We start from the raw sequence: 18,061 nt of genomic DNA on the forward strand, positions 1-18,061 counted from the left end.
GCCGGTGCACCGGGCTGTGGGTTCGCCGCTCGCCTAGCCGCAGCAGCTACTACCGGTCTCGGCGGGCTCACCGCAGCAGCCGCTGCCGCTGTCCTCCTCCTCGGCCGGCTTGAGCAGGACCAGCTCGGCCGGGGCGGCGGCCGGTCCGGAGGCCGGTTCGCCACAGCACCCGGTGGCGACCGCGGCCGCGTCCTGCGCGGTGCCGGAAATGAATCCACCCGTGCTCTGTCGCTCACCCATGGCTTCTGCCCCTCCGTGGTGGATGTTGATTTGATAAATCCTTATTTAGGAGATCATCGAATCATGACGGCTGTCAATGGGGTGAAAGCAAGAGGTTCCACTCGGAAGGCCGCCGGAGTCCTCCGGCGGCCCAGGCATCAGGTGAGCAGCAGATACGCGCCCGCTGCGACGGCGGCACCGACGGGTGGCGTGCAGAGCCAGGCGATCAGGAGATCGCGGACCGTCTTCTTGTTGAGGCGGGACAGGTCGTTGGCCGCGATGCCGGAAATGGCGCCCGCCGACACCTGCGTAGTGGACATGGGCAGACCCAGGGTCGCACCCAGCCCGACCAGGGCCGCCGTGGTGAGGTTCGCGGTGAACCCTTCCACGTGTGGAATCTTGATCACCGAGTAGGCGAGCCGATCGGCGATGCGGGACCCGGCGACGAGGCCGCCGATCGCCATGGCGGCGGTGACGGCGAAGAGCAGAGTGGTCGGCGTCATACCGCCCACCAGGGCGAAGGAGCCGATCGCCACGATCTTCGGCGCGTCGTTGAGCCCGCGGGCGAAGCTGGCGAGGCCGCTGGTGGTCCAGTGAGCCACGCCGATCGCCTTCTGCGCCGTGGTCACCTCGCTCGGCGCCGTGAGCGTCGCGGCTCCCCCTTCCCCGTGCTCGCCGACGTGGGCCTTCCTGGCGGCCGACATCGCCACGACCTTGCGTGTGATCATGCCGAGTACCGCCGAGATCGCGTACGCCACGAGAATGCTGAGAAGCAGCGGTACCACGACCTTCATGACCAGCCCGTTCCACTGGACGGCGCTGCTCGCGAACAGGCTGCCCGCTCCAAGGAGCGCCCCGACCAGCGCGTGGGTGGTGGACACCGGGAGTTTGAGTATGGTCGCGACGACGACCCAGAACACCGTGCCGGTGAGCACCGCGACCGCGAAGGCCGGAGTCGGGCTGGCGGAGACGATGCCCTTGGAGAACAGGGCGGTCATCTTCGAGGCGAGCGTCAGTGACACCAGACAGCCGAGCGCGGTGGCGATGGTTCCCCACACGATGGCCGTACGGACCTTGGTGACGCCCGCGCCGGCGAGCGTGGCGACCCCCTTGGGCACGTCGTTCGCGCCGTTGGCCGCGGCGAGCGCCACGACGAGGATCAGGACGAGGACTTCCATGTGGCAGCAGCCTCCAGCGTTGTCGGGGGGTTGGGGGCGGTGGTCTCGCCGTGCCGGGTCGCGGCGGCGACGAAGGCCTCGATGAGGGGGTGAACCGAATCGGGCGTCGAGGAGAGCTCCGGCTGGAACAGGGTGCCGATGAAGAAGGGATGATCGGCGAGTTCGATCGCTCGGGGCGCCTTCTCGGCGTCCCAGCCGCTGATCACCAGAGAGCTCTGCTCGATGAGGTCGACATAGTCGGGATTGAGGCCGTACTTGCAGTGGAAGGTCTCGACCGTCTGTTCCGCGTGCGCGTAGACGGACGCGAGCCGGCTACCGTCCCCGAGGTGAAGCGACGACCGCTCCCCCGCCAGCGAACAACACAGGGCCGTGATCAGTGGGGTTTCGGCGTCGGGGTCGTACTGCACGTCGTCGGCGTGGGCCAGGCCCAGCACGTTACGCGCGTACTCGATCAAGGCGTGCTGGAAGCCGCCGCACGTACCCAGATACGGGATGCCGGTCTCTCGGGCGAGCCGGACGGCCAGCAGTACACCGTCCTTGGAGGCGTATGGCGAGCCGGGAATCACCCAGAGCCCCGAGTACCCGGCGAGGGCCTCCGAGCCGCTGATGCTTTCGCTGGGAACCCAGTCGACCTGGGCGGCCAGATGGGGAATGAGAGCTTCCAGACGGGGATGGGCCGGCACCTTGGAGCTACGATCTCCGATCAGCGCGATGCGGGGCCGCTCGGTCATTGGGCGTTCTCCTCCTGAATGCCGGCTCCAGGCGCGGAGCCTCGTGGTCGCACAAGGGGTCTGCCTGTCATCACGTCGCCGGGGGGATGCCCGAGCAAGGCCAGGACGGTGGGTGCGACGTCGGCGAGGGTGCCGTCGGCAGGTAGCCGGTCCGTTCTCCCCTGGGGAGCCACCAGGAGAAGCGGTACGGGATTGGTGGTGTGGCCGCCGTAGGGCCGTGGACTGCCGTCGGAACCGGGCCGCAGCATCTGCTCGGCGTTCCCGTGGTCACCGACCAGAAGAACCCAGCGGCCGGTGTCGCGGGCGACGGCGCAGATCCGCCCCACCGCGTCATCGGTGTGCTCGACGGCCAGCACGGTGGCCCTGTTGTCGCCGGTGTGCCCGACCACGTCGATGTTGGCGAGGTTGGCCACGACCAGGGCCACATCGGTGCGGCGGGCGGCGTCCGCCACGGCGTCCACGACGCGGGGCAGATTCATCTGCGGGCGGGACTGGTAGTCCGGTGGAGCGTCGCCGGCGATCCTCACGTGCTCCTCCACGGCGCGGACCCGATCGTCGCGGCCGTTGAGGTAGTAGGTGACGTGCTCGAACTTCTCGCTTTCCGCGATACGGACCGACCGCAGCCCATGCCGCTCAAGCTCGTCCGCGAGGCCTCCCGACGCGTCCGCGCGGTCCACGAGCGGCGGGATGGTCGCCCGGGTGTCGTACCGGGCGAGGCTCAGTACGGTGACCCCGCGCGGTTCCAGGTGTGTCACCAGGAAGTCGGCGAGCTGCTGGATGCGGTCGCTGCGGAAGTTGGTGAACAGCACCGCGTCGCCATCGCGCACGGTGCCGAGTGGCACGTCGCCGGCATCGGTGACGACGCTCGGCCGGGTCCAGACATCGCTCTGCTCGGGCCCGTCGAGGGCGTCACGCGCGTGCGCCACTCTGATGCCGGCACCGTCGGCCATCGCCAGCGCGGCCGCCCGGGTCAGCTCCAGGTCCCCGCTCTTGTCCAGCGCATAGCCGCGCCCGACCACGCTGGCTACGCGGCCGACGCCGGCCTCCGCCGCGAACTTCTCCACCCGATCCAGGCCGGCGGCGGCGGTCCCGTCCGCGACGTCACGGCCATCGGTGATCGCGTGTACCCATACGTCGCGCACACCGCCCGCGGCCGCCACCCTCAGCAACTCGCGCAGGTGGTCGACATGGGCATGGATCTGGCCGTCCGAGCAGAGCCCGATGAGGTGGAGCGCTCGCCCGCTCACGGCGAGCTCGGCGCACACGCCCGTCAGCAACGGGTTGGCCGCAAGGGCGCCGCTGTCGATCGCCTGCCGCACCAGCAGGCTGTCGTACGGCAGCGGGCGGCCGGCGCCGATCACCATGTGGCCTATCTCGGAGTTGCCGACCGTTCCGGGCAGCAGTCCGACGGCTTCGCCGGACGCCTGCACCAGGGTCGCGGGGTACTCGGCGGCCAGCGCGTCGAGGTGGGGCGTCACCGCCTGGCTGAGCGCGTTGCCCGGCGCGGGCGGCGCGTGCCCCCACCCGTCCAGCACCAGCAGGATCCCCCGGGTGGCCGTGCTCATCGGGTCGACATCCCATCGGGGTAGAGCGTGTCGAGGGTCTGCCAGAAGGTCGGGAACGACTTGGCGACGCACCCGGGATCCCGGATCACCACGCCTTCGGTCCGGAGTCCCGCGATCGCGAAGCACATCGCGATGCGGTGGTCGTCGTAGGTGTCGATGACCGCGCCGGTCGGCGTGCCGCCGGTGATGGTCATCGCGTCCGGGTGCTCCTCGACGGCGATGCCCATCTTGCGGAGCTCGGTGGTGACGGCCGCGATGCGGTCGCATTCCTTGACCCGCAGGCTCGCGATGTTGCTGATGTGCGTCGTACCTCGGGCGAAGGCCGCGACCACCGCCAGGGTCGGCACCACGTCGGGCATGCTCTCCATGTCGATCTCGATGCCGCGCAGCTCGCCGCCCCTGAGAGTGATCGCGTTGTCGCCGAAGGACGCCGTGCATCCCATGCGCACCAGCGCGTCGACCAGGCCGACGTCGCCCTGATGGGAATCCGCGCCGATGCCCGGGATCGTGACCCGGCCACCGAGTACGGCCGCCGCCGCCAGGAGGTAGGACATACCGGAGGCGTCCGGCTCGACGGTGACCGCGCCGCCGCGGAAGCTCTGCCCGGAGGGGACGGTGAAGCGGGTGTACCCGTCCCGCTTGATCTGCACGCCCATCTCGGCCAGCGCGGCGATGGTCATCTCGACGTACGGCTTGGAGATGAGGTCGTCGACGATGGTGATCTCCACGTCGCCGGCGGCACGCACGGAGTTGATCAGCAGGCTGGAGGTGAACTGGCTGCTCACCGCACCACTGATCTGCGTCGCGCCGCCGCGGAACGAGCCACCCGTGACCGCGATCGGAGGTGATCCGTTACCCCGGACGCTGACCGCCTGGACCCCGAGGGCGGGCAGCGCGGCCAGCAGGTCGCCCATCGGGCGCTCCTGCATCCGCTTGTTGCCGGTGATCGTGGTCACGCCGGAGGCGTGGCCGGCCATGGAGATCAGGAAGCGGAGCGGGGTCCCCGCCCCGCCCATGAAGATCTCTCGCGACGGAGCCCGCATGGGTTCGCCCGTCGGCGTGACGTGGATGACCTCCCCCACCTCATCGATGTCCACGCGCACGTGCCCCAGGGCCTCGATCCCCCGGGAGAAGTACACGGTGTCGTCGGAGACGAGCGCGTTCTCCAGCGTCGTCTCCTGCCCGGACAGTGACGCGATCGCGAGATACCGGTTCGTGTAGCTCTTGGAGCCGAGGACCTTCACGTCGGCGTCGACGGCGGGCAATGGCCGCACGGTGAGTTCGGCTGCCTTACGACGGGGGTCAGGGGTGGCTGAAGCCATTGTGCTCTCCTCGAGAAATGTCCTTCTGGCGCTGAGCAGGAGATTGGATTGCCGCGCTACGGGTGCTTGCACAGCACCCAGCCACGAAGGGCCGGTGAGTTGTCCAGGGCCCGCCGGCAGAGGCGGACGGCCGCGGCGTTGGCCTGGGCCGGGCCCGGACTCCGGTGAAAGAACGTGAGGTCGACTCGATCCGGGCTCGCCTCGGAATGGAGATGTTCCAGATAGTCGGCCGGAACGGCCGTGGCCCACAGAATGTCGGTCACAAGCTCGGCTTCGAGCCAACGCCGGGCGGCCGTCTCGGTCGCGGTCAGCGTTAGCGTGGCCATATACATCAGATCTTCTTCGGCGTCCTCATGTCGAGTCGCAGCCGAAAGCGGATGCCGAATTGGGGGGAAATTCTTCGTCGGTCGTCCGGAAATCGCGGCAGATTCGACGCCCGCCGTAGACCATTGCCAATGGAATTCCCGTTCAGGAACCGATGCCGTCGCACGGCACTACTCTTATGTTTACCGCCGTCTCATGAAAGTGGTCGGACCAGGCAGCAAGTTGCCCGGCAACTTGGTGCCAGGCGAGGGGTGGCCGTCGGCCCTTCTCTTGGCGACCGATCTCGCTGCGGGCGGCGAGGTCTACGCCGGCCAGGCATCAGGCCGCATGACAGCGACGCAGGTACACGGCCGATCGGCGACGTGACGGCGAAATGGGCGAGCCAACGGCGTTGAGCTTCGGCCAGAAAGTCAAGTAGTCCTATCGCCATATCTACGGACCAAGGTGAATCATCGGTGAACGGCAGCCAGGATCGCGTGGACGGAAACACGATCGGTGACCATCGGTCACTCGCTGAGTTCTGGTCGCGGATGTCGGGCTGCCGGGCGAGCGCAAGTCCATACCCCTCCCGCATAGGACGTGGCCCTAACGCCTCGAACGGAGGGGCATCGACCGTCCAAGTGATATGACATAGACAGTCGTAGTTCCGTGCTATTTAATGATCCTCGTCGTGCATTGGGTGCTATGGGGGATAGTGTGCTTCAGCAATGGGGCTTGGATGTCCATGCCGATGCCATCTACCGCTTGGTGCTGACCCAGAAGGAGTGGGGCATCACAGAGATCGCCACACAGCTGGGCATCTCCGAGACGTATGTCCGGAGCACCATCGACAGGCTGGTGGAGCTCTCGCTGTTACGTCGATCCTCCGGTACGTTGCGTCCCGGCAGTCCGAGCGTCGCGTTCCACTCTCTGCTGCAGCGTCAGCGGGCGGACCTGATGCGCCGCCAGGAGGAGTTCGTCGCGGCGGAGCATGCGGTCAATCGCCTGATCAGTGAGTACAGCGAGTTGTGCGCGGTCGGCGCGCGTCACGAGTGCGACTCACTCCAGAGCGTGGAGGCGGTTCGCGCCCGTATCGAGACCCTGGCCCACTGGGCGAGTTCCGAGTGCCTGTCGTTCATGCCAGGCGGCGCGCAGTCACCCGAGAGCCTGGAAGCGAGCCGGCCTCTGGACGACGCGCTCCTGGAACGTGGGCTACGCGTGCGCACGGTGTATCTGGACAGCGCCTGCAACGACGCTCCGACGCTCACCTACGCACGCTGGTTGAGCGAGCGGGGAGGCGAGGTGCGCACGATACCGACCCTTCCCCTGCGTATCGTCATCTTCGATCGTGAAGTGGCGCTGATCCCCCTCGACCCCGAGTCCAGCAAGAAAGGGGCCGTCGAGGTCTGCGGCGAGGGGATCATCACGGCGCTCGTCGCCCTGTTCGAGCACATCTGGGACTCGGCAGCGCCGTTCGGCACGGACCAGCGCCGGTGCGAGAACAGTGTGACGATGCAGGAGCGGGAATTGCTCCGGCTCCTCGGTCAGGGCTTCACCGACGAGGCCGCGAGCAAGAAGCTGGGAATCGGGCTCCGCACCCACCGCCGCATGGTGGCCGACCTGATGGATCGGCTGGGCGCGAGAAGCCGGTTCGAGGCCGGCGTGAAGGCCGTGGAAAAGGGATGGCTCACAGTATGAACTGCCCAGACGTGTCCACATATCGCCATTGCCGCCCGTCTAGAAGACTGTCAAGATAGGCAGGTGTCTAAGCAGGGTTGCTCAGGAGCGGAGATCTGTTGTCCGCCGCTCGCGGCAGCGCCGGTGGACGTGGACCAGGCAGCGGAAGTCGCGGCGGCGTTCAAGGCACTGTCCGATCCGGTACGGGTGCGGCTGTTGTCGCTGATCGCCTCGCACCCCGGCGGCGAAGCGTACGTGAACACCCTCACCTCGGCGTTCGACCTCACCGGCCCGACGATCTCACACCATCTCAGAGTGCTGCGGAAAGCCGGGCTCATCGACTGCCAGCGACGGGGCACATGGGTGTTCTACTGGGTGGTGCCCACGGCCCTGGAGCGATTGAGTGAAGTGCTGACGGTGCCCGCCAGTAGAACCTGAGCGGATATCCCGACCGGTCGCTATCTGGCGGCTCCCGCCAGGTCGGACGCGGCCAGCAGCGCGGAGAGCTGGCGAAGGCGTTCACGGATCGGCCGGTAGTACACCCAGGTCCCCCGGCGGTCATGATCCACCAGGCCGGCCTCACGCAGCAGCTTCAAGTGATAGGAGACGGTGGGGGCCGCGACGTCGAACAGATCGGTCAGATCGCATACGCAGACCTCCCCGTCAGGATGAGCCGCGATCAAAGACAGCAGCCGCAGCCGGACCGGATCACCCAGGGCCTTGAACACCTTGGCCATGTCGACCGCGTGAGCGGGGTCCAGCGGAACGGACTCGATCGGAGCGCAGCAACCCTTGGATGGCGAGACACCTGCGGGTTCCGGTGTCACTCCCGTCTTTGACATAGCTCTATATTGACACCCGTCTAACTATTGGGCAACCTGACCTGCGCCGGTTTTGCCGCAAGGCGCAAGCGAGCCGACCTCGGCCGTGACGGTGGAGACACAGTGGCCGCAGGTCATGCCTTCGACGCGGTAGCTGGTGGATCATTCTTCCTTGCAAGACCGTGATCCATCGGCAGGTCCGCGGCGAGGAACGCCTACGCGCCCATCCTTCTCACCGCCCCGAGCCGGCCATGCCTGCTCCAAAGCGCCACCCCTCGGACGCCTCGAAGGCGAACCGGCCGCCCTCACTCGTGGTCATTGACACTGTCGAATAATTCGATGATCATATAAATAGGGTGTTTTCGAATCAAGAGGCTACGTGCACATCTCACAAGACGCCGGCCCTGAAGGGATCACACTGTGACGACCGAGGCATACGTCGACCTGCACGCCAAGATCTACGACGAGTTCTGGAGCTTCTATCCGACGCGGATCGCGAGGGCGCTTCTGCGACTGCACCTCACGGTGATGCCCGACGCCCCGCGCCGAGTCCTTGATGTCGGTTGTGGCACCGGTATCGTCGCTGGACGTTTCCGCAAAGAGGGCTATCAGATCATCGGTTTGGACATCTCGAAGGCGATGCTGGCGCGGGCGCGGGCGCGCTTCCACGACGCCGGAGACCAGGTCACGCTGATCCATGCCGACGCCACCGACTTCACCTTGCCGGAACAGGTCCCGTTCGCCTTCTCCACGTACGACATTCCGAACCACCTCAGGAACCTTGACCAGGTCGCGTCCTATTTACGAGCCGTCTACCGCGCGGTGGAGCCCGGCGGCATGTTCGCCTTCGACCTGACCACCGCCAAGGGACTCGACGCCATGAACCGGATCTGGATCAAGGATGAGAAGTCCGCGATGTTCCTTTTCCGTGGCGCCATGAACCAAGAGGAGGGCCGTGGGTTCTTCCGGATCTCGGGAGTGGTACGTGCGGACGACGGCCGCTACGACCGTTTCGAGTCCACGATCGTCAACACCGCCCATGCCGTCGCGGACGTGGCGAAGCTGGTTGAGGATGCCGGCTGGTCCGGCTTCCACATCGGAACGCCCGACCACCCGCTCACCCCGGCCGAACACCCCGAGGACGAGGATCGCGTCCTTTTCGTAGCCCATAAGGCCAGTGCCTGAGCGCACAGGGACCGCCGGATCAGCCCGAGGATGTCGCCGCTGGAACTAGGTCTCAGCCGCGTGCGGCGTAGCGCTCGATGGCGGTGATGAACAGGTCCTCGGCCAGGGCGTAGAGGTGGTCGATTTCCTGCGGGGTGGCGGTGAAGCGGCCTCCCCACCTCATGATCATGCGTTCGCGGCACCAGGGCGGTTCATCAAGGGCTGAGGTGCCGGCCGAGCGGCCCCCACATCAGGACTCGGAGCGCCCCACTCACTGACAACAACTCCGCGCGCAACACGACCGGCACCTTAGTTCGAGGGACCTCTAACTTTATGGGCACCACGTTGATATGCCACCAGGCAGGCGCCCGCGAGGAGACAGCACACCGCCGACGCGATCATGACGGGTGTGTAGCCGGCCTTGGTGGCGATGGCCGCGGCCCCAAGGGGCGCCGCCGCTTTCGCCACCGTCGCCGGGAGTGCGACGTTCCCGGCCAGCGTCGCGTAAACCTCGGTGCCGTACCGATCGGCCAGCAGGGCGGGGCGGGCGATGGTTCCCACACCGAAGCCGAGACCGAACAGCAGCACACAACCCACCGCGCCCGTCACGCTGCCACCGAGCAACGGAAGCGACACCACCGCGACTCCCTGCAGGACGAACACCCCGGCGGTGATGAGGGCCGTGGGGCCGCGGCGCCGCAGTGCCGAGGTGATCAACCGCCCGGTGACCGACAGCACGCCGAGCAGCCCCGCCACCGTCGCGGCGAAGGCAGGTGCGTGTCCAAGCCGCACGAGGTAGGCGACCAGGTGGACGGCGATCACGGCGATCACCCCGCTGTTGGCGGTGAAGGCCGTCGCGAGCAGCCAGAAGCTCGGCTCACGTCGTGCCGCCCGCACGACCCCGGCCTGGTCGGCCTGCCGGGGAGCCTCATGGGCACGAACACGACGGCGCAGTACCAGGCCGTGCAGCGGCACCGCCGCGATGCCGTAGACGAGGGCGAGAACGACCAAGGCGCCGCGCCAGCCGTACCGCTCCACGAGGAGGCCGGTCAGCGGCAAGAAGATCGAGGAGGCGAAGCCGGCCACGATGGTGAGCACGAGCAATGCTGTGTCGCGTCGACGGGACCCGAACCAGGCCACCACGACCGCGAAGGCGGGTTCGTAGAGCACCATCGCCGACGCCAGCCCGATGGCGACGAAGACCGCGTACAGCTGGGGCAGGGTTTCGGCACGTGACCACGCCAGCACCGCCAGCGTGCCGAGGACCGAACCGGTGGTCATCACCCCGCGCCCGCCGTGGCGGTCCAGCCGCCGGCCGACCCACGGCGCCGCCAAGGCGGTCACCAGCACGGCGATGGTGAGCGCCGCGGCGATCTCCGTGCCGCCGGCGTGGAGATCGTGTTGCATCGGCGTGAGGAACACCGAGAACGCGTAGTACAGCACGCCGTAGCCGATGGTCTGAGTGACGGCCAAGGCTCCCACCATGCGCCACCCGTACCACCGTGAAGGGTCGCCGCCCCCGGACGCGGGAGTGGCGACCCTCTCGGGCGCGGTCATCAACCGCAGCAGCCGCCGCCGGCGCCGGTGGACACGAGAGGCAGGGACGTGGCGAGCAGGCCGCCGCGTATCCCGGTGCCGAGTCCGACCTTGGCGTCCTGGGCCTCGGCGAGGTCGGAGGAGCAGACCCCGGTCTCCGGCAGGTCGAGCTGGACGTCACGAGCGGCGTCCCAGTCGCCGGCGAGGGCGGCCACCACGGAACGGACCTGCTCGTAGCCCGTGGCCATCAGGAACGTCGGCGCGCGGCCGTAGCTCTTGACGCCGACGGCGTAGTAGCCCGTCTCGGGATGGGAGAGCTCGTCCACCCCGTGCGGAGGCACGGTGCCACAGGAGTGATGGTTGGGGTCGATCAGCGGGGCGAGCCGCCGCGTCGAGCCGACGATCGGGTCCAGGTCCAGCCGCAGCTCGGCGGCGATGGAGTGGTCGGGCCGGTAGCCGGTCGCGGCGATGATCCGGTCGGCGACGACGCGTTGTTCCGCACCGGAAGGGTCAAGGCTGGTCACCTCGACGCCGCCTGCCGTCGCCTTGACCGTGTGCGTGTAGAAGCCGGTGAGCAGGCGGACGCTGCCCGCTTCGACGAGAGCGCGCACGCGAGTGCCGAGTGAGCCGCGAGCGGGCAGGGCGTCGGCGGCGCCACCGCCGTAGGTGCGGCTCGGGTTCCCGGCTCGGACCGCCCAGGTGATCTGTGTGCCTGGGACATCCTGGGCGAGCCGCGCGAGACCGAGCAGGGTGGTCGCCGCCGAGTGACCGGCGCCGACGACCAGCGTGTGCCTGCCCGCGTACAGCTCGCGCTCGGCGCCGAGCACGTCGGGGAGCGCGTGGTCGATCAGCTCGCCGGCGGCGTGCTCACCATGCGCGGGCAGGCCGCTGGCACCCAGCACATTGGGGCCGGCGTAGGTGCCGGAGGCATCGATGACCGCCTTCGCCAGGAGTTCCCCTCCGTCGGCGAGGCGGATGAGGAACGGCACGTTCTCGCGGCCCGCCGTACGAAGCCGGTCGTACCCCAGTCGGCTGATCCCGGTCACTCGCGCGCCCAGCCGCAGCCGGGAAGCGATGGCGGGATGCTTCGCCAGCGGCGCGAGGTACTGATCGACCAGCTCGGCGCCGGTCGGCAGCCACTCAGGATCCGGCGGGACCCAGCCTTCGGCTTCGAGCAGGCGGCGAGCGGCGGAGTCGATGTTGTAGCGCCACGGGCTGAAGACCCGCACGTGACCCCATTGCGCCACCGAGGCGCTGGCCTGCGGTCCGGCCTCCACAAGCAGGAAGTCGAGGCCCTGCTCGGCAAGGTGCGCCGCCGCGGCCATGCCGACCGGGCCCGCGCCGATCACCACGACCGGAGGCTCGGTCGCGCTCACAGGTGATACCGCCTGCGCCGGCTCGACGGCCGACGGGCCGCAACATCCACCGCTCATGCCTCTTCTCCTATACGTGGATCCCTTGGATAAACAGTCGTCTAAACAGCCATCAGTCTGGGGCATGACTTAGATGGTTGTCAAATTAGACATACGTCTAATCCTGGTCACGTCCGGCACAAGAGGTGGATGCCGCGTCGTACCGTTCAGATGTTCATTGGCTCGCGGGGGCCGGGGGTCGGTCCGCACGACGTCCGGCGGCGGCGCTGACGGCGGACAGGGGTTTCCGAGCTCCGTCGACGCCACCGCACAGCGTCCAGATCACGATGGCCGCCACCCCGAGACCCCAGAACGCCACGATGAGGAGGTAGCTGGGAGTGGGACCGATCTGGCTGGCCAGGCTGGGAAGATAGAGGGTTCCGTACGCGGCGCCCAACCGGCCCACAGCGACACTGGTGCCGATCCCCGCGGCCCGCAGATGCGTGGGGAACAGCTCTGTGAACGTGGGATACGCCGCCGTCCAAGCCCCCGTCGCGAAGGCGTTCGACACCATGAAGGCGAGCAGCACCCAGGTCTTGCTCCCCGACGCGGTGGCGGCCGCGAGCCCGCCAACGCTGGCACCGGCCAGAGCGTAATAGGCTCCGACGGTCCAGCGGCGCCCGATGCGGTCGAACGCCAACGTCATACAGATGCCGCCGATCACCGCGCCGACGTTGCCGAGGATGAAGAAGAACGGGATCTCCGCGTCGGTGTAGTCGACCTGCTTCAGCACGACTATCGACAGCACGGCGAAGATACCGTAGTAGCCGAACGCCTCGGACAGGTCGAGCGTGCAGCCGAGCGCGAGGCGTGCCGGGTAGCGACGGACCAGTTCGACCAGGGCATAACGGAACGGCGGCGCGCGAAGCTCGTGCTCGTCGCTCCCCTCAGGGGCGTGCGGGTCTATTCCCGCTTTCTCTTCCAGACGGCGAAGAACGGCGTCGGCCTCCTGCAGGCGGCCCTGAGCGGCGAGCCAACGCGGCGACTCGGGAAGACGGCGGCGGAACACCAGAACGATCAAGGCGAGGATCCCGCCGAGCGCGAAGCCGTAACGCCAGGACACCGCGTTGGCCAGCGCGAACGTGTTCAGCATCAGGTAGGCGATCAGCCCGCTGGCGATGGCGCCCACCGGCCAGAAGTTCATCACCGCCGCGGCCGCCCTGCCGCGGACCCGGGCCGGCATGAACTCCATGATGGCCGCATTGATGATCGCGTACTCTGCCCCCACTCCCAGAGCAGTGAGGAATCGAAGTACATAGAGCACGTCCAAGGAGGGGCTCGCCGCCGTGAGGACGGTGAACCCGCAGTACCACAGGAGCGTGGCGACGAAGAGCCGGCGCCTGCCGAACCTGTCGGCGAGCTGACCGCCCGCCATCGCACCGAACAGGATTCCCAGCAGCCATACCCAATAGATTCGCGAGGACTGGTCCGTGGTGGCGTGGAAGTGCTCGCTCAGCGGGTTGATGACGCTGCCCACCAGGTTGACTTCCAGCGAGTCGAACAGCCAGCCGGCACCGAGCGCCATCAAGATGGTCACATGCGTGCCGCTCCAGCGGAGCCGATCCAGCCGCGAACCGATCGAGTCGGTGGTGAGGGCTTCGGGTGTGCTGGTCATCTGCTCCCCTTGCGCTGGCCCTGACCGCACGGCGGCGATTCACCGTGCGGTCAGGGCAGGGTTGAATCTGATCTGCTCAGGCGGCGCAGTAACGGGCCGGCGCCAGGAGGCGATTTGATTGCAGTTCTTCCAGGAGCCGTCGCGCCACCGCGATCCTGGCGGCGTCCACGAACGCCTTCGCCATTGGCAGTTCGAGGGGATGGGGCAGCACAGGTTGTTCGCCCACCGACCGGGGATGCCAGAACCATCCGTCACGGGTGAGGGTCAATTCGGGCAGCACGGTCCTCCCCCGGCCGATCCGTCGAGCGGCCGGAGCCCTCTCGTCGGCCCGCACCCGCGTGACCTCACAGCCCGACGACTCGGCCAGTTCTTCGATCTCGATCGGAGAGTCGTAACACCAGATCCGGTCAGGAAACAGCGGCGATCCCCATAGAGAGCGGACGGGAATGGAGGGATCGGGATCCGGCCATGCCCCTGACGGAAGGCCCAGTGCTTCGAGCAGCGTCGGTACGCTCGAGTCATAGACGTGGAAGCGCCCCCTGGCGCGCTCCGCGCTCGGTAGCGCCTCCAGACACGTCGTCCACCATCCGGTACTGCTGGTGTGCGCGAACGCCTCAGGCATTCCCGCGTCGCGAAGAGCCTCCGAGTGAGCCCGCCAGTCATAGTGCAGGCGGACTATCCGCGCTCGGGGGTTCCCGTCTTCGAGATCGATCAACGCGTAACGAACGCGACGGTCTCCATCGTTGGCGGGTCGCCCGATCACGCCGACGTTGACGACCAGGGTGTCCTCAATGCGGCGTGTCCACGGCAGGCCGGAATGGGTGCACAGGATGACATCCGCACCGCTCGCATCGACGCGCCGGCGATGCTCTTGCGCGGGCAGTGACTCCCACCAGAAGTCGTTCAACCCGACCGTCGACCCGTGTACGAAATGGACGTCACAGCCGGCAAGGGTCTCCCGGCGTTCCGTGGGCAGCGTGCCCATCCATTCAGCGAACGACCGGCTTGTGTTGGCCAGGGTGTAGTCGTACATCACCTGGGCGTATTCCTGGTCGCGTGGATCTGGATAGCCGCAGCCGCAGTCATCGGCACCCGAAGCGATGGCGACGTCGTAGTTTCCGGCAACGCAGACGACGTCATTGTCGGTCAGCAACGACCAGACGGCTTCGGGCGCCGCACCGTAGCCGCCCAGGTCTCCAAGGCAGTACAGGCGTTCGGCGTGATTGCGGTGGGCGTCCTCGATGAACGCGCGTAGCGCCCATGGGTTGGAGTAGACGCCCCCGCAGACCGCGATCCTCATCCGCTCCTCCCCGGCAGCCGGATGTTACGGGGCCGTCGAGGTGTCGGCCTTCTCCTCAGCCGGCGCCCCACAGCACGCGGACGCTTCGGGCTGCGCGAGCGGGTGGGCGGGATCCATGGGGCGAAGGTCGCATCCCATCTGCTTGTCGAAGACGACCAGCGTCCCGAAGGCGAACTCGATCGGCCGCCGCCAGCCCTGCCAGCCCTCAGGGGGGTACACCCAGTGCTTGGACTTGACCTGCGTGTGGCAGCAGTGGACCGGGTCAGAACCGCCTTGCGGTACTTCGCGCCAGCCCAGCTTCACCGCCTGCTCCGGCACTCCCTCGAATGCCTCGAAGGTCGGTGGGGCCTCGTCGCGCATGTCGATCCCGACGTGATCCATGAACGGCTTGGGAAGCGTGACGGCGCCCGGCACCTGGTCGTCCTTCGCGATCGGGATCGATGAGAAGATGAGGTTCAGCGCCGCGTCGGTCGCGTACTTTATGTAGCCGGGCTCGGCGTTTTCGGCTCGATATCCGAGCTCCTTGAGCTGGGCGTGCGGGAGCGCCTCCACGTCTTCGACCTTGACATGCGCGTGCACCGAGTCGGTGAACCTCAGCGCGTCGGCGTACGGGAACTCAGGGGTGAGGACCGACAGGATCTCGGCTCGTTCCACTTCGCTGATGAGACCGAGTGCTCCCGCTTCGGCCAGAACGTTGTCGACGGCTGCGCGATCGAACTCCATCACGATCTCCTAATAAGATGACGGCGACATTTGATGACCGTGAGAGAGCCCTCACGGCCTATTCTGGAGTCATTGACATTCGACTCGACATAAGATCAACAAGCCGGAGGGCGATCACATGTGCCCGGCTGCTGTCGCGCGCTTTTCACTCTCATATTCCCGGCCGTCTCACGAAAGTAGGTAGCCAAGGCAGCAACTTGCCTCGGCAACTTGCTGCCAGAGACCGGCATGTCATATCACCGGCAGCCCTTCGCCCTCGCCGTGGACGAGGCCGGCCGCAGGTCATCAGTGGCCGCCCTCGTCTACCCCGCCGTCCGGCCGAGTCATCGCCGGTCCCAGGATCAGTTGAATTGCCACTTTGATGGAACGAACCCGCGAGGTCGATTGAAATCGACTTTGAGTGAAGATGTTCTGAATGGCCGACCGGAATCGCCACGACCCAAAGAATGTCGATCACAATCTGAGGGTGGCCCCGATGCCGAGCGGCCGCCTGGGTGACGACAATGGTCAGCATCGCGCTGTACATGAGATCACCAGGCCGCCTCGACCCGGCCGGCGAAACTTGGCGAGAGCGGGGTATTTATCTCACCGAGAGAGTCTCACCGATGATCAGCACGCTGCGTCCGATATCCCAGGTGGAGACCTCAAGTGCGGTCTGGGACAGCCCGAGCCGGCCGACAAGGCTTCGAGATAGAACCAGCCGAGGCCGGCGAAGGCGATGACCTGGAAGATCGCGACCTGTCTGCCTGTTTCGCCGGTATCGAGCAGCAGTCCGAGAGCACGAGGTCGGACCCGTCCGTCCGAAGACGGCGGGGAGCAACGTCCTTGATCGGTCTTCTCGCAGGGCCCTCCGGCTGACAGTATGTCGGGTGTGTCCGCCAAGGAGCCGGCCCTGCGCCTGGCACGAGCCGCCATCTTCGCGATGGTGTGCCTCGTCGTCTCGGCGGCCGGCCACGGCTTCGCCGGCGGTGGGCAGGTGGGGCCGACGGCGTTCGCTGTAGGGGCCTTGGGCGCCTTCGCCCTGGCCTTCGCGCTCAACGGACGCGAGCGGGCGGCGGAGGTCGTCCTCGCGACGACGACCGTGGCCCAGCTCCTGCTGCACGAGTTGTTCGCCCGGAGCGCGCCGGGCATGGTCGCGCAGCTGGGGCAGCATCATGGTCACCTCACCTTCGGCATGACTCTTGTCCACCTCGTGGTCGCGATGCTGACCGGGTGGTGGATGTACCGCGGTGAGAGCGCGGTGTGGCTCATGCTGCGGCTGTACGCCATGGCCCCGCTCCCGGTGCTGCGCCGGCTGTTCGCCGTCGCGACCGGAACCTTCACGCCGGTACGCCAGGCTGTGCCGGCGCCCGAGCCCGTGCCGCACGTCGTCTGGGAAATCGCGGCGGCGATTCACCGGCGTGGCCCGCCCGCGCCGACCGTCGCCGGCTGAGGGTTCCTCGGAATCCGAAGGCCGGCATACCCGGTGACAAGGCGCTCCACATTGCCGTGGAAGCGTCGTTCCGGTCCTGCCCGGCGACGGTCCGGGGTTTCCCAACGGAGTCCGCGTTGGCTTCTTCGCCACGGTTCGTTCTCAACACCTTTGTGGCGGCGCTCGGCTGTGGATTGTTCCGCACGCTCGCCGGTCCCGTCGCGTTCGCCCATGGCAGTCGCAAAAGCAGCTCGCTCGCTGCGAATGCCCATGTCTCCGGCCTGGAAGAGATCCGGCTGGAATACAGCGCACGGGTCGGTTTCCCCGTGGCCGTCCCGCACGACGGGTCGGGCAGGGCCATCGGGGTGGGCAAGCCCCGCCTCGACGGTCCGAAGGTCATGGCCGATGTCTCCGAGCCACTGACGGCGGGTGGCTACACGATCGCCTGGACATGACGACCGCCGGGCTGACGTTCCGCCTTGCCCGCGCCGCGGCCTTCGCCGTGGTGTGCCTGGTGCTGGGCGTCGTCGCGCACGTAGCCGGCGGGGGCACGGTCTCCGGCCGCGCCGCGGTCTTCGGGCTGGTGGTGGCTTCGCTGGTTGTGCTGCCTGCTACGGGCCGCGAGCGCGGGATGAGCGTGATCCTTCCGCTGCTGGCGGGTGTGCAGGTGGCGCTGCATCTGCTCTTCTCCACCGCGCCCGTCCTCGAGCCGCTGGTCGAGGTGGGCGGTCACGTGCATACGGGGCTGGTCCCCGGTGTCGGCATGCTGGTGACGCACGGGTGGGCTGTGGGGCTGACAGCGCTGTGGCTGTCACGTGGTGAGGCCGCCCTGTGGGCGGTGCTGCGCCGCCTCGCCGTTCGTCTTCGCCTGCTGGTGATCTTCGTCAGTGGCAGGTACGGCCCGCCTCGTACCGGTCACGCCGGTTCGCCCGCTCCCGCGATCCCCCGGTCGGCGCTCCTGCGGCATGCGGTGAGCGGTCGCGCTCCTCCGCCCGCGCTCGTTTCCGCCTGACCTTTCACGGCAGGCCGTTTCCTTCATCCCGCTCTACCGGACGGAGTACCTCCGCCCGGCTGCCGTCGTACG

General features: G+C 67.6%; 18 protein-coding genes and 1 pseudogene. 6 read left to right on the forward strand and 13 right to left on the reverse strand.

Translation table 11 applies throughout. The annotated features are described in order from the left end of the window. Positions 1 to 33: 33 nt before the first annotated feature. From ACOZ38_RS24220 to ACOZ38_RS24245, 6 genes are all read right to left on the reverse strand, one after another. Positions 34 to 240, reverse strand: a complete 207-nt coding sequence (locus ACOZ38_RS24220; protein ID WP_424533457.1) for a hypothetical protein — start codon at positions 238 to 240, stop codon at positions 34 to 36. Positions 241 to 377: 137 nt separating this feature from the next. Continuing rightward, complete coding sequence (locus ACOZ38_RS24225) at positions 378 to 1,397, reverse strand: inorganic phosphate transporter (RefSeq protein ID WP_424533458.1); 1,020 nt, start codon at positions 1,395 to 1,397, stop codon at positions 378 to 380. Then, positions 1,379 to 2,128 carry a CTP synthase C-terminal region-related (seleno)protein gene (locus ACOZ38_RS24230; protein WP_424533459.1) on the reverse strand — a complete coding sequence of 250 codons (750 nt, stop codon included), beginning with the start codon at positions 2,126 to 2,128 and terminating at the stop codon, positions 1,379 to 1,381. Before ACOZ38_RS24230 ends, ACOZ38_RS24225 begins: the two co-directional genes overlap by 19 nt. After that, positions 2,125 to 3,693, reverse strand: coding sequence for a 2,3-bisphosphoglycerate-independent phosphoglycerate mutase (gene gpmI, locus ACOZ38_RS24235; RefSeq protein WP_424533460.1), 1,569 nt, complete (start codon positions 3,691 to 3,693; stop codon positions 2,125 to 2,127). Before gpmI ends, ACOZ38_RS24230 begins: the two co-directional genes overlap by 4 nt. Further along, positions 3,690 to 5,015: a 3-phosphoshikimate 1-carboxyvinyltransferase gene (gene aroA, locus ACOZ38_RS24240; RefSeq protein ID WP_424533461.1), complete on the reverse strand. Its 1,326-nt coding sequence runs from the start codon at positions 5,013 to 5,015 to the stop codon at positions 3,690 to 3,692. Before aroA ends, gpmI begins: the two co-directional genes overlap by 4 nt. A gap of 56 nt (positions 5,016 to 5,071) precedes the next feature. After that, complete coding sequence (locus tag ACOZ38_RS24245) at positions 5,072 to 5,341, reverse strand: hypothetical protein (RefSeq protein ID WP_424533462.1); 270 nt, start codon at positions 5,339 to 5,341, stop codon at positions 5,072 to 5,074. A 694-nt stretch (positions 5,342 to 6,035) separates the two neighbouring features. Here ACOZ38_RS24245 and ACOZ38_RS24250 point away from each other — a divergent pair. Both ACOZ38_RS24250 and ACOZ38_RS24255 read left to right on the forward strand, forming a co-directional pair. Continuing rightward, entirely contained in the window at positions 6,036 to 7,016 is a 981-nt protein-coding gene (locus tag ACOZ38_RS24250; RefSeq protein WP_424533463.1) for a helix-turn-helix transcriptional regulator, read from the forward strand. A gap of 63 nt (positions 7,017 to 7,079) precedes the next feature. Next, positions 7,080 to 7,433 carry an ArsR/SmtB family transcription factor gene (locus tag ACOZ38_RS24255; protein ID WP_424533464.1) on the forward strand — a complete coding sequence of 118 codons (354 nt, stop codon included), beginning with the start codon at positions 7,080 to 7,082 and terminating at the stop codon, positions 7,431 to 7,433. Between the two features lie 20 nt (positions 7,434 to 7,453). Here ACOZ38_RS24255 and ACOZ38_RS24260 read toward each other — a convergent pair whose 3' ends face one another. Both ACOZ38_RS24260 and ACOZ38_RS24265 read right to left on the reverse strand, forming a co-directional pair. Beyond that, entirely contained in the window at positions 7,454 to 7,732 is a 279-nt protein-coding gene (locus tag ACOZ38_RS24260) for an ArsR/SmtB family transcription factor (protein ID WP_405150459.1), read from the reverse strand. A gap of 129 nt (positions 7,733 to 7,861) precedes the next feature. After that, positions 7,862 to 7,963 (reverse strand): annotated as a pseudogene (locus tag ACOZ38_RS24265) (hypothetical protein); the annotation flags it as partial. Between the two features lie 273 nt (positions 7,964 to 8,236). Between ACOZ38_RS24265 and ACOZ38_RS24270 the strand changes: the two are divergent. Further along, positions 8,237 to 9,001 (forward strand): class I SAM-dependent DNA methyltransferase, encoded by a 765-nt coding sequence (locus ACOZ38_RS24270; RefSeq protein WP_424533465.1) that lies wholly within the window; start codon positions 8,237 to 8,239, stop codon positions 8,999 to 9,001. 288 nt (positions 9,002 to 9,289) lie between these two features. Here ACOZ38_RS24270 and ACOZ38_RS24275 read toward each other — a convergent pair whose 3' ends face one another. From ACOZ38_RS24275 to ACOZ38_RS24295, 5 genes are all read right to left on the reverse strand, one after another. After that, a complete protein-coding gene (locus ACOZ38_RS24275; protein WP_424537078.1) occupies positions 9,290 to 10,462 on the reverse strand; it encodes an MFS transporter in 1,173 nt (390 codons plus the stop codon). Positions 10,463 to 10,536: 74 nt separating this feature from the next. Beyond that, entirely contained in the window at positions 10,537 to 11,949 is a 1,413-nt protein-coding gene (locus tag ACOZ38_RS24280; protein WP_424533466.1) for an FAD-dependent oxidoreductase, read from the reverse strand. A 154-nt stretch (positions 11,950 to 12,103) separates the two neighbouring features. Then, positions 12,104 to 13,543 (reverse strand): MFS transporter, encoded by a 1,440-nt coding sequence (locus ACOZ38_RS24285; RefSeq protein WP_424533467.1) that lies wholly within the window; start codon positions 13,541 to 13,543, stop codon positions 12,104 to 12,106. Between the two features lie 76 nt (positions 13,544 to 13,619). Further along, a complete protein-coding gene (locus ACOZ38_RS24290) occupies positions 13,620 to 14,843 on the reverse strand; it encodes a metallophosphoesterase family protein (protein ID WP_424533468.1) in 1,224 nt (407 codons plus the stop codon). Positions 14,844 to 14,867: 24 nt separating this feature from the next. Continuing rightward, complete coding sequence (locus tag ACOZ38_RS24295) at positions 14,868 to 15,566, reverse strand: hypothetical protein (protein WP_424533469.1); 699 nt, start codon at positions 15,564 to 15,566, stop codon at positions 14,868 to 14,870. Positions 15,567 to 16,437: 871 nt separating this feature from the next. Between ACOZ38_RS24295 and ACOZ38_RS24300 the strand changes: the two genes are divergently transcribed. From ACOZ38_RS24300 to ACOZ38_RS24310, 3 genes are all read left to right on the forward strand, one after another. After that, a complete protein-coding gene (locus ACOZ38_RS24300; protein WP_424533470.1) occupies positions 16,438 to 16,998 on the forward strand; it encodes an MFS transporter in 561 nt (186 codons plus the stop codon). A gap of 116 nt (positions 16,999 to 17,114) precedes the next feature. After that, complete coding sequence (locus ACOZ38_RS24305) at positions 17,115 to 17,432, forward strand: hypothetical protein (protein WP_424533471.1); 318 nt, start codon at positions 17,115 to 17,117, stop codon at positions 17,430 to 17,432. Continuing rightward, a complete protein-coding gene (locus ACOZ38_RS24310; RefSeq protein WP_424533472.1) occupies positions 17,429 to 17,989 on the forward strand; it encodes an MFS transporter in 561 nt (186 codons plus the stop codon). Before ACOZ38_RS24305 ends, ACOZ38_RS24310 begins: the two co-directional genes overlap by 4 nt. The last annotated feature ends 72 nt before the right edge of the window (positions 17,990 to 18,061 follow it).

The sequence above is a fragment of the Sphaerisporangium viridialbum genome, assembly GCF_049674955.1.
Lineage (GTDB): Bacteria > Actinomycetota > Actinomycetes > Streptosporangiales > Streptosporangiaceae > Sphaerisporangium > Sphaerisporangium viridialbum.

Bases quoted from the DNA above. Each gene is read 5' to 3' on its own strand.
- aroA (WP_424533461.1), bottom strand. From the start codon at position 5,015: ATGGCTTCAGCCACCCCTGACCCCCGTCGTAAGGCAGCCGAACTCACC.
- gpmI (WP_424533460.1), bottom strand. From the start codon at position 3,693: ATGAGCACGGCCACCCGGGGGATCCTGCTGGTGCTGGACGGGTGGGGG.
- ACOZ38_RS24220 (WP_424533457.1), bottom strand. From the start codon at position 240: ATGGGTGAGCGACAGAGCACGGGTGGATTCATTTCCGGCACCGCGCAG.
- ACOZ38_RS24230 (WP_424533459.1), bottom strand. From the start codon at position 2,128: ATGACCGAGCGGCCCCGCATCGCGCTGATCGGAGATCGTAGCTCCAAG.
- ACOZ38_RS24245 (WP_424533462.1), bottom strand. From the start codon at position 5,341: ATGGCCACGCTAACGCTGACCGCGACCGAGACGGCCGCCCGGCGTTGG.
- ACOZ38_RS24280 (WP_424533466.1), bottom strand. From the start codon at position 11,949: ATGAGCGGTGGATGTTGCGGCCCGTCGGCCGTCGAGCCGGCGCAGGCG.
- ACOZ38_RS24290 (WP_424533468.1), bottom strand. From the start codon at position 14,843: ATGAGGATCGCGGTCTGCGGGGGCGTCTACTCCAACCCATGGGCGCTA.
- ACOZ38_RS24295 (WP_424533469.1), bottom strand. From the start codon at position 15,566: ATGGAGTTCGATCGCGCAGCCGTCGACAACGTTCTGGCCGAAGCGGGA.
- ACOZ38_RS24310 (WP_424533472.1), top strand. From the start codon at position 17,429: ATGACGACCGCCGGGCTGACGTTCCGCCTTGCCCGCGCCGCGGCCTTC.
- ACOZ38_RS24225 (WP_424533458.1), bottom strand. From the start codon at position 1,397: ATGGAAGTCCTCGTCCTGATCCTCGTCGTGGCGCTCGCCGCGGCCAAC.
- ACOZ38_RS24285 (WP_424533467.1), bottom strand. From the start codon at position 13,543: ATGACCAGCACACCCGAAGCCCTCACCACCGACTCGATCGGTTCGCGG.
- ACOZ38_RS24260 (WP_405150459.1), bottom strand. From the start codon at position 7,732: ATGGCCAAGGTGTTCAAGGCCCTGGGTGATCCGGTCCGGCTGCGGCTG.